This window comes from Nostoc sp. JL34 (assembly GCF_017114945.1).
Classification (GTDB): domain Bacteria; phylum Cyanobacteriota; class Cyanobacteriia; order Cyanobacteriales; family Nostocaceae; genus Nostoc.
This window is the reverse complement of record NZ_JABXKQ010000016.1, coordinates 48,008-56,400: the sequence shown is the minus strand read 5'-3', so window position 1 is coordinate 56,400 and position 8,393 is coordinate 48,008. Positions and strand designations below refer to the sequence as shown.

Annotated in this window: 8 protein-coding genes; 4 read left to right on the top strand and 4 right to left on the bottom strand. The window is 43.2% G+C overall.

Translation table 11 applies throughout. From position 1 onward, the window contains the following. Nucleotides 1-680 precede the first annotated feature (680 nt). Nucleotides 681-2,015, top strand: coding sequence for a GTPase family protein (locus HWQ44_RS02580; RefSeq protein ID WP_292714345.1), 1,335 nt, complete (start codon nt 681-683; stop codon nt 2,013-2,015). Nucleotides 2,016-2,067: 52 nt separating this feature from the next. On the opposite strand, the gene HWQ44_RS02575 is transcribed toward HWQ44_RS02580, so the two are convergent. After that, nucleotides 2,068-3,300 carry a DUF4336 domain-containing protein gene (locus HWQ44_RS02575; RefSeq protein ID WP_292714337.1) on the bottom strand — a complete coding sequence of 411 codons (1,233 nt, stop codon included), beginning with the start codon at nt 3,298-3,300 and terminating at the stop codon, nt 2,068-2,070. A gap of 69 nt (nt 3,301-3,369) precedes the next feature. On the opposite strand from HWQ44_RS02575, the gene HWQ44_RS02570 reads away from it, so the two are divergent. Continuing rightward, the gene (locus HWQ44_RS02570) at nt 3,370-4,335 is read left to right on the top strand and encodes an acetamidase/formamidase family protein (protein WP_292714335.1); all 966 of its coding nucleotides are present in this window, start codon (nt 3,370-3,372) and stop codon (nt 4,333-4,335) included. 23 nt (nt 4,336-4,358) lie between these two features. Beyond that, nucleotides 4,359-4,730, top strand: coding sequence for a TSUP family transporter (locus HWQ44_RS02565; RefSeq protein WP_292714332.1), 372 nt, complete (start codon nt 4,359-4,361; stop codon nt 4,728-4,730). Nucleotides 4,731-4,735: 5 nt separating this feature from the next. Here the strand turns inward: HWQ44_RS02565 and HWQ44_RS02560 are convergent, their stop codons facing one another. Continuing rightward, nucleotides 4,736-5,356: an NAD(P)H-dependent oxidoreductase gene (locus tag HWQ44_RS02560; RefSeq protein ID WP_292714329.1), complete on the bottom strand. Its 621-nt coding sequence runs from the start codon at nt 5,354-5,356 to the stop codon at nt 4,736-4,738. A 62-nt stretch (nt 5,357-5,418) separates the two neighbouring features. Between HWQ44_RS02560 and HWQ44_RS02555 the strand changes: the two genes are divergently transcribed. Then, the gene (locus HWQ44_RS02555) at nt 5,419-5,907 is read left to right on the top strand and encodes an NUDIX domain-containing protein (RefSeq protein ID WP_292714326.1); all 489 of its coding nucleotides are present in this window, start codon (nt 5,419-5,421) and stop codon (nt 5,905-5,907) included. Here the strand turns inward: HWQ44_RS02555 and HWQ44_RS02550 are convergent. Together HWQ44_RS02550 and HWQ44_RS02545 are read right to left on the bottom strand one after the other, a co-directional pair. Next, nucleotides 5,904-6,638 (bottom strand): amino acid ABC transporter ATP-binding protein, encoded by a 735-nt coding sequence (locus HWQ44_RS02550; protein WP_292714323.1) that lies wholly within the window; start codon nt 6,636-6,638, stop codon nt 5,904-5,906. The genes HWQ44_RS02555 and HWQ44_RS02550 overlap by 4 nt on opposite strands. Next, nucleotides 6,631-8,118 carry an ABC transporter permease subunit gene (locus tag HWQ44_RS02545; protein ID WP_292714320.1) on the bottom strand — a complete coding sequence of 496 codons (1,488 nt, stop codon included), beginning with the start codon at nt 8,116-8,118 and terminating at the stop codon, nt 6,631-6,633. The genes HWQ44_RS02550 and HWQ44_RS02545 overlap by 8 nt, the downstream gene beginning before the upstream one ends. Between the last annotated feature and the right edge of the window lie 275 nt (nt 8,119-8,393).

The following is an 8,393-nucleotide window of genomic DNA, read 5'->3' as shown; positions in this document are numbered from 1 at the left end:
TTGAATACCCCATTTTCAACCCTAAACTGTTTCAATGCACCTAATTTCTGTTGATTCTACTTGCTCGTCTAAAAGATATCAAATGGGTTCTATACAGTAGTTTTCTTTGACATGAAGTACAAAGCTACGGGTTTTGAGGGAGGAAGCAGAAAGAAACTCTTTGTGTCTGATGCGTGAGTCCTGCATTTTGTACCTCATCTACTTCAAAACTTCTGTAGGTAAGCGTCTGAGAGGTTTTCCATAACTTTAGTCTTGTATTTACATTGCAAACCGATGCAATGGCATTGTCAGGCGATGCAATAGCATTGTCAGGCGATGCAATAACATTGTCAGCCGATGCAATGGCATTGTCAGCCGATGCAATAGCATTGTCAGTCGATGCAATGGCATTGTCAGTCGATGTAATATTATCATTTGCTCGTATTACTTTCTTCTCCGGCGACGGTTCATTTATAGCAATCCTGAATCAAACGTGCAGAAACAAAATCCCCAACTTCTTAAAAAAGTCGGGAATCTGCGGCTTACAATTCTCACAAATCAAACAGGATTGTTATAGGAGTGTAAACTACCGCTACCTCCAAAATGCGATCGCTCAAGTTTATAACACTACTAACGGTACTGGTTATCCCTTTGAGAATCGCTATAAGATTAGTAAAAGGGTCTTCTACGTCTGGATGGAAATGACTGAGCAACGTGATGCTGACTCACCCTCAAATAATTCTCAGCAATTGAGTGAACCGACTGATGGAGCAACTACCAAGTCGGTCGATAATTCCTGGACAAACCGCATTGGTGGCGTCTGGAACAAAGCAACAACACGGATAACGCAACTTCTACCCGTAGAACAACTAGCACAAACAGTTGTTGAATGGTTTAGTGTGAGCGAAACTCAAGTTGCAGAGATTTTAGAGAAAATCCGAGCCGAACTGCCAACCACAGAAGCGCTGCTAATTGGTAAACCCCAAGCCGGAAAAAGTTCTATTGTGCGGGGCTTGACGGGAGTTTCGGCCAAGATTGTCGGTCAGGGATTTCGTCCCCACACGCAACACACCCAGCGCTATGCCTATCCTTCCAACGATCTACCGTTACTGATTTTTACTGATACGGTGGGATTGGGTGATGTTAAACAAGATACTCAATTAATTGTTCAGGAGTTAGTTGGCGATTTACAACAGGAAACTCGTTCCGCCAGAATCCTCCTTTTGACGGTTAAAATTAATGATTTTGCAACTGACACACTACGACAAATTGCTCAACAACTGCGCCAGAAGTATCCAGACATTCCCTGTCTGCTGGTAGTTACCTGCTTGCACGAAGTTTATCCTGGCGATACCGTCGATCATCCCACCTATCCGCCAGATTATGAGGAAGTCAACCGCGCATTTGCCGCAATGCAACAAGCCTTCGCAGGAATAAGCGATCGCTGTGCACTCATTGACTTTACCTTAGAAGAAGATGGCTACACTCCGGTATTTTATGGCTTAGAAGCACTGCGAGATTCCTTAGCAGAACTACTCCCACAAGCAGAAGCCCAGGCCATTTATCAGCTATTGGATCAAGAAGAAACTGGGAAGCAACTTGGCAACCTTTACCGAGATGCGGCACGCCGTTATATTTTGCCATTTGCGATTATGTCTGCCACTCTTGCAGCCGTACCTTTGCCATTTGCTACAATGCCTGTACTCACTGCCTTGCAAGTATCAATGGTGGGTCTGTTGGGTAAATTATATGGGCAGACACTGACTCCATCTCAGGCGGGAGGCGTTGTGAGTGCGATCGCAGGTGGTTTTTTAGCACAAGCCATTGCTCGAGAGTTAATTAAATTTATACCAGGTTTTGGGAGTGCGATCGCCGCCTCTTGGGCAGCCGCCTATACTTGGGCACTAGGGGAAGCAGCCTGTGTTTACTTTGGTGATTTAATGGGAGGTAAGAAACCCGATCCCCAAAAGATTCAGTTAGTGATGCAAGAAGCGTTTCAGGCGGCGCAAGAAAGGTTTAAGGGAATTAAACATTAGGGGTAGTTAAAAGCGTGTGTTGCATCCAAAGGAGAACGCTATATTGTTTTTTCTACACCTTCTCCTTTGCTGCTGGCACAATGCCAAACTTATTTAAACCTGCATCAATTTCCCTAAGTGCTTTAAAATCCTCCTCTGGCAAAGGATAGCTGCTACTGCTGAACAAACCTCCAGTGACAGCAGGCTGCTTTTCCAAAAAAGAGAAAGCTTGGCGAAACTGATGCGGCTCTGCTTTAATCGGTGAATCAAAGTGGCAGGGAATAATCCACTGAAAGTCCCAACTTGCAACTTTATCAGCCCAGTCAATGGTTTCTTGCGGTGCGCGGTTGAGAATCAGCGTTTGTAAAATTGGTGCGACAAACAAACGTCCATCACCTCGCAAAGCATTAAACGATCGCTGCCAATCTGGATGCCATTTAAAGGGATACAATCCAAAATAAGCTTTCCTTGAGCGTTCTGGTGCTTTCAAAGCATCTTGCAACACCTGACTCCATTGGCGGATATTTAGGGCGTTGGGTTGAAAGTACAAAGCAAACAAAGAGATGCGCCCCCATCCTTTACGCCGATTTACCTGAATGTCTGCAACAATATCAGAGGCATGATCCTTGGCATGGAATAGTAAGGGATATGGATCTAAGAGAACGATCGCAGGTGGATCTTCTGGGATCGAAAGTACAGAATCTGTTACTAAAAGAGTATGCGATCGCTTGTGGAAAAAAGCAACTTCCGCAAACCGACCAGGGCCAAGGTGGATAGGGCCAAGCATCGCATAATCAAACTCGTCAGCAAAGGGGGTTTTGCTACTATCTTCTGGGAGTACCTGAGTTCGTTTTGGGGGTAAGCCAAGCCAGCTAAGAGGAAGATTTAGGGGGAAACTCCACTGATGGGGAGCCACAAACACCTGTGCAGTCGGAAAGTATCGGGCAAAAGGGCCGACGAATACCTTATGTTCGATACCGGAGATAGTCGGCAGGATAATGTACTTAACATTGCCATGTTCCGCCACCAACTCATTCACAAGCCTGAGACACTCTAGAGTTGGTGCAACAGGCGCGTAGACGAGAAGACCCCCACTTTGGAGTTTAACGACAGTCATGCGAATCGGCACAACTACGTAGAAAATGCCCTGAATCTGGTCAAAATTCCAGATTGTGTCCTTAACCGCTTCTTTGCGGATTGTCTGCCGCCTGCCATAAGGGTAGAGTGGCACAACAGGCCATAATCCCCATGAAAAGTCTTTTGGATTTATCTGTTGTGCATTGACTATGCGTTCATCATCAGCCACTCTGCAACCCCTCCAAATTCCCTGCTTCAATTGTTTTTATTTGCTATCCCCAAAGTTGGAAGATATGATATGACTCATTATATTTTGAAAGCCTCAAAAGAGACCGTGCATTTAGGTGGTTTCTCCCATCTACTAAAACCAGCACTGATTATTGATTCTGGCGATACGGTTGACGTAGAAACTTATACTGGTTACTACGTTTATGACAAAGCACCACCAGAGTTTCTCACACCAGAATTTCTCGACATCTGCCAAAATTTTCTACCAGAACGCAAAATTGCTGGGGGGCCGCATTTACTCACAGGGCCAATTTACGTGCGCGATGCCGAACCAGGGGATGTTTTAGAAGTACAATTAGATGCGATCGCACCTAGTTTACCTGTCGGCTTCAATGCCATTCGCACAGGTTGGGGAGCTTTACCACATCAGTTTTCTCAACCTGCGTTGAGATTCATCCCTCTAGATTTAGCAAACAATATCGCGGAATTTCCGGCGGGTGCTGGCATAAAAATTCCTCTCAAACCGTTTTTTGGGATTCTTGGTGTCGCTACCCCAGAAACCTCTCGAACTTCTATCCCACCAGGTTCTTACGGCGGTAATATCGACAATCGGGAATTACAAGCTGGTTCTCGTTTATTTTTGCCGATTTTCGTGCCAGGTGCATTATTCTCTATTGGTGATGGGCATTCGGCACAAGGAGATGGTGAGGTAAATGTTACCGCCATTGAAACTTCCATGAACGGTAGAATTACCCTCAAGCTTCGCAAGGATTTACAACTAACAACACCAATTGCCGAAACTCCAACTCATATCATCACAATGGGCTTTGCTCAAACCTTAGATGAAGCTTTAGAACTGGCTTTAAAAAACATGGTTGATTTTCTGGAACGCTTCGCAAATTTGTCGCCAGAAGACGCTTATGTATTGTGTAGTTTAGCTGTGAATTTTCACATTACTCAAGTTGTAAACAGTCCCCAAAAAGGTGTGCATGGAATGTTACCTAAATCAATTTTTTCCAAGAAAATTAATTTATAAATTCCAATCTGGCGACTATTTTTATGTCTAATATTTTTATCCAACTGTTGTTAATCGGTTTAGTTTCTGGCATTGCTGGCGGGATGTTTGGTATCGGTGGCGGTGCAATTATGATTCCGGCAATGATGTTAATAATTGGTTTGGATCAGAAGTTAGCTACGGGAACTTCTGTGGCTGCTCAAATTTTGCCAATCGGTATTTTAGCAGCCTTAGTTTACCAGCGCAATGGTAATCTTAATATCAAATATGCCCTGATTATTGCAGTTGGTTTAATCGTGGGTAACTTCTTCGGGGCATTGTTTGCAAATCAGCCATTTATTAGCAGCGAGTTAATGAAAAAGCTGTATGGCATCTTTGTATTGATGATCGGTATTCGTTATCTACTGTCAAATTGAAGAGTTTAATTAAGCTTCAGCAATATTTTTGTTAAGCCATCACCTAACTTTTCAATAGATTCTTGCTGTTTGGGATCTTTTAATGTGCTATCAGAATTGAAGGCTTCGTAAGCTTTGGGTAATGCTATTTGATCGGGTAGTACCAAAACTTTGATGTTTCCCAAAATAGATCGTAGGTGAACCAACCCCCGCAAACCACCAAGAGCGCCTGGGGAAGCGCTCATAATGCTAGCAACTTTACCTACAAAAGCAGCCAACGGTGCTTCATTTGGAGATGGACGGGATGCCCAGTCAATGGCGTTCTTCAAAACTGCTGTGAGTGAACTGTTATATTCCGGCGAAGCAATCAGCAATCCTTGATGAGAAATCAGCAAGTCTTTAAAAGTGCGGGCGTTGGCTGGTAGTCCTTCTTGAGCTTCCAAATCTTCATCATATAAAGGTAAAGGCAAATCGCGGAGGTCTATATAAGTCACTTCTGCGCCTGCTGCTTGAGCGCCAGCCGCCGCGATTTTTACCAATTTTTTGTTGTAAGAATCTATCCGGGTGCTGCCAGCAAAGGCGAGGATTTTCGGTGTAGATGCCATAATTCTAGGTTGAATGGGAATAATTAACCTGTTCAGCTGCATTATCCTGTTTTCAGGCGATCGCTATTTGCTACCTTTAGATTTTCTTTACAAACTTTCTCGTTATGGCGAATTGGTCAGACTCTTATCTCGGCAAGTTACGACAAATTTTAGGCGATCGCATACTTCTATTATTTGGCACACGTGTGATTATAGAGGATAATTTGGGGCGTGTTTTATTGCAAAAGCGGAGTGATTTCAAACTTTGGGGGCTACCTGGCGGTTGTCCTGAAATAGGTGAATCTGCTGAAGAATGTTCCGCACGAGAGGTTTTTGAAGAAACTGGTTTAACGGTTAAGCGTTTTGCAGCTGTGGGGTTTTCTTCCAACCCAGCCTTTGAAGCTGTCACTTATCCTAATGGCGATCGCGTCCAAAATTTCATTTTAATTTTGCGAGCCGTTGAATGGTCAGGTAGTCTTGCTTGCTTAGATGGAGAATCGCTGGCGCTGGAATTTTTTGATTTGGCTGACTTACCTACATTAATGCCAAACGATCGCCCAGTTTTAGAAAAGTTTCAGGAATACAAAAAAAGCGGCGAATTTCTGATGTTCTAAAGCATTTTTTCTAAGAATTGCTTGGCGCGATCGCACTGAGGATTTTGGAAAAACTCGCTAGGAGTAGTATCTTCTGCTAAACTTCCCTGGTCGAGGAACATAATCCGATTGGCAACTTCTTTGGCAAAGCCCATTTCATGAGTAACGATCGCCATTGTCATACCAGATAATGCTAAAGCTTTCATCACTTCCAGCACATCTTTGACCATTTCGGGATCTAGTGCAGAGGTGGGTTCATCAAACAAAATCATCTCAGGTTCCATTGCTAATGCCCGCGCGATCGCTACTCGCTGTTTCTGTCCACCCGATAATTTGGATGGATACACAGACACTTTTTCTTCTAAACCTACCTTAGCAAGCAATTCTAAGCCATGTTCTGCTGCTTTTTGCTTGTTTATTCCTTTTACCTTGATGGGTGCGTAGGTGACATTTTCCAGCACATTCATGTGGGGAAACAAATTGAAATGTTGAAATACCATCACCAAATGCTGACGTACTTTAGCAATGTTTGCCTTGGGATTGGTAATTTCTTGGTCGTGAAAGTAGATTCTGCCTCTGGTGGGTTGTTCTAGCAAGTTTATGCATCTTAAAAAGGTAGACTTACCCGAACCAGAAGGGCCTAATATAGCAACCACTTTCCCTTGGTAAAACTCAGTGGAAATATCTTTGAGTACGTCGAGTTTGCCAAAGGATTTAGATAAGAATTCCGTGCGAATTACTACATTACTCACTTTCCCGTAACCTCCTTTCTAAAGCGGATGCACCCAAAGTCATACCCATTACTAAAACATAGTAAATTAACCCGGCAAATAGCAGTGGTTCAAAATAAATATACTTATTTGCACCAACGATTTGGGCGCTGCGTAATATTTCTACCACCCCAATCGTTGACACCAGCGCGGAATCTTTGAGCAATCCGATAGTTTCATTTACCAATGCGGGGAGAATGTTTTTTAATGCTTGGGGCAAAATCACATCCCACATCATCAACCAATAGGGAACACCCATAGACATCGCCGCTTCACTTTGCCCTTTATCCACCGCTTGAATCCCACCTCTGATGGTTTCCGACATATAAGCGCCAGAATTCAGGGTAAAAGTTAGCACCCCAGCCTCCAATGCGGAAATATCATAGCCTGTAAGCTGGGGTGTTGCGTAGTAAACTAATGCCAACTGTAATAGTAAAGGTGTACCTCGAAAAACAGAGGTGTAGGCGTTAGCAACCCAGGTAAGCGGCTTGATGCCGAGAATTTTTAAGAGAGATAGGATTGTTCCCCAGATTAACCCCAAGGTTACAGATAATAGGGTAAACAACAAAGTTAACGGGATTCCCCGCAGAATAAAGGGAATGTCTGGAAGAATTCTGGTGAAGTCAAGATTCAATCCGCCTTTGGCAGCAGTTGAAGATGCAGAGTTAGCGGTAGTATTCTCTGAAAACCATTTGGTTACTAGTTTAGCTAATGTGCCATCGTCCTTCATTTGTTGAAGAACTTTGTTAAACGGTTCTACAAAAGAAGAACCTCTGGGAAAAGCGATCGCAGATCCACTTGCCTGCTCTGAGGGAATAGTATTAAATTCTAAATCTGGGTTAGCTTGGGCGAATCCCTTAGCCACGGTATCCTCAACAATTGCGGCATCAATTCGCCCAGATTTGATTTCTTGAACTACTTCCGGCACTTTGTTGAGTTGCTTTAGCTGAATACCTGCAACTTTTTTAGCAATTTTCTGAGCATTTTGTTCTTGTATCGTTCCTAGTTGTACCCCAAGCTTTTTTCCCGATAAGTCTTGGGGTTGCTTTAGGTTGCTACCTTTAGGAGCAACAATTGTATCTTTGGCTTCGTAATAAATAATTGAAAAATCAATGTTTTTCTGACGTTCTGGAGTCGGTGTCATCCCAGCCATGACAAAATCAGCGCGATTTGCTTGGAGTGCAGGAATTAACCCATTAAAATCGGATTCCATTATTTGAAGTTTAAACCCTAGTTTTTCAGCAAGGGTTTTGGCAATATCTATATCAAAGCCAACGATTTGGCGATCGCCTCCTTTCGTATCATAAAACTCATAAGGAGGATAATCTGGGGAAGTAATCAACGTCAGCGTGTCTTTCCCTAAAGGTGAGGCAGCTTTGAGAGAATTACTATGTCCGATGATGATGTTTATTACTACTGCTACAACTAGTATCGTTGATAGCCATACTTTCTTTTTTGTCATTGACTATTGACTGGTGACTGTTGACTGTTGACTGTTAACGGTCTAAAAAGGTGTATTTCATCACATCTCTAGAATATTGGGTTTTTTCTACACTTTTTTATAACCCCCATTCTGTACCTTAAACTGTCACATCAATCGAGCAGATATATCTGTGACATACAGGAAGGAAAAATTTTAATATTTATAAAGATGCAGGTCGATACAACAAAGATGCAGGTCGATACAACAAAGATGCAGGTCGATGCAACAAAGGTGCAGGTCGATGCAACAAAGGT

What these genes read in the sequence shown, in the direction of transcription:
- HWQ44_RS02555 (WP_292714326.1), top strand. Translation starts at nt 5,419, where the DNA reads ATGGCGAATTGGTCAGACTCTTATCTCGGCAAGTTACGACAAATTTTA.
- HWQ44_RS02565 (WP_292714332.1), top strand. Translation starts at nt 4,359, where the DNA reads ATGTCTAATATTTTTATCCAACTGTTGTTAATCGGTTTAGTTTCTGGC.
- HWQ44_RS02580 (WP_292714345.1), top strand. Translation starts at nt 681, where the DNA reads ATGACTGAGCAACGTGATGCTGACTCACCCTCAAATAATTCTCAGCAA.
- HWQ44_RS02545 (WP_292714320.1), bottom strand. Translation starts at nt 8,118, where the DNA reads ATGACAAAAAAGAAAGTATGGCTATCAACGATACTAGTTGTAGCAGTA.
- HWQ44_RS02560 (WP_292714329.1), bottom strand. Translation starts at nt 5,356, where the DNA reads ATGCAGCTGAACAGGTTAATTATTCCCATTCAACCTAGAATTATGGCA.
- HWQ44_RS02570 (WP_292714335.1), top strand. Translation starts at nt 3,370, where the DNA reads ATGACTCATTATATTTTGAAAGCCTCAAAAGAGACCGTGCATTTAGGT.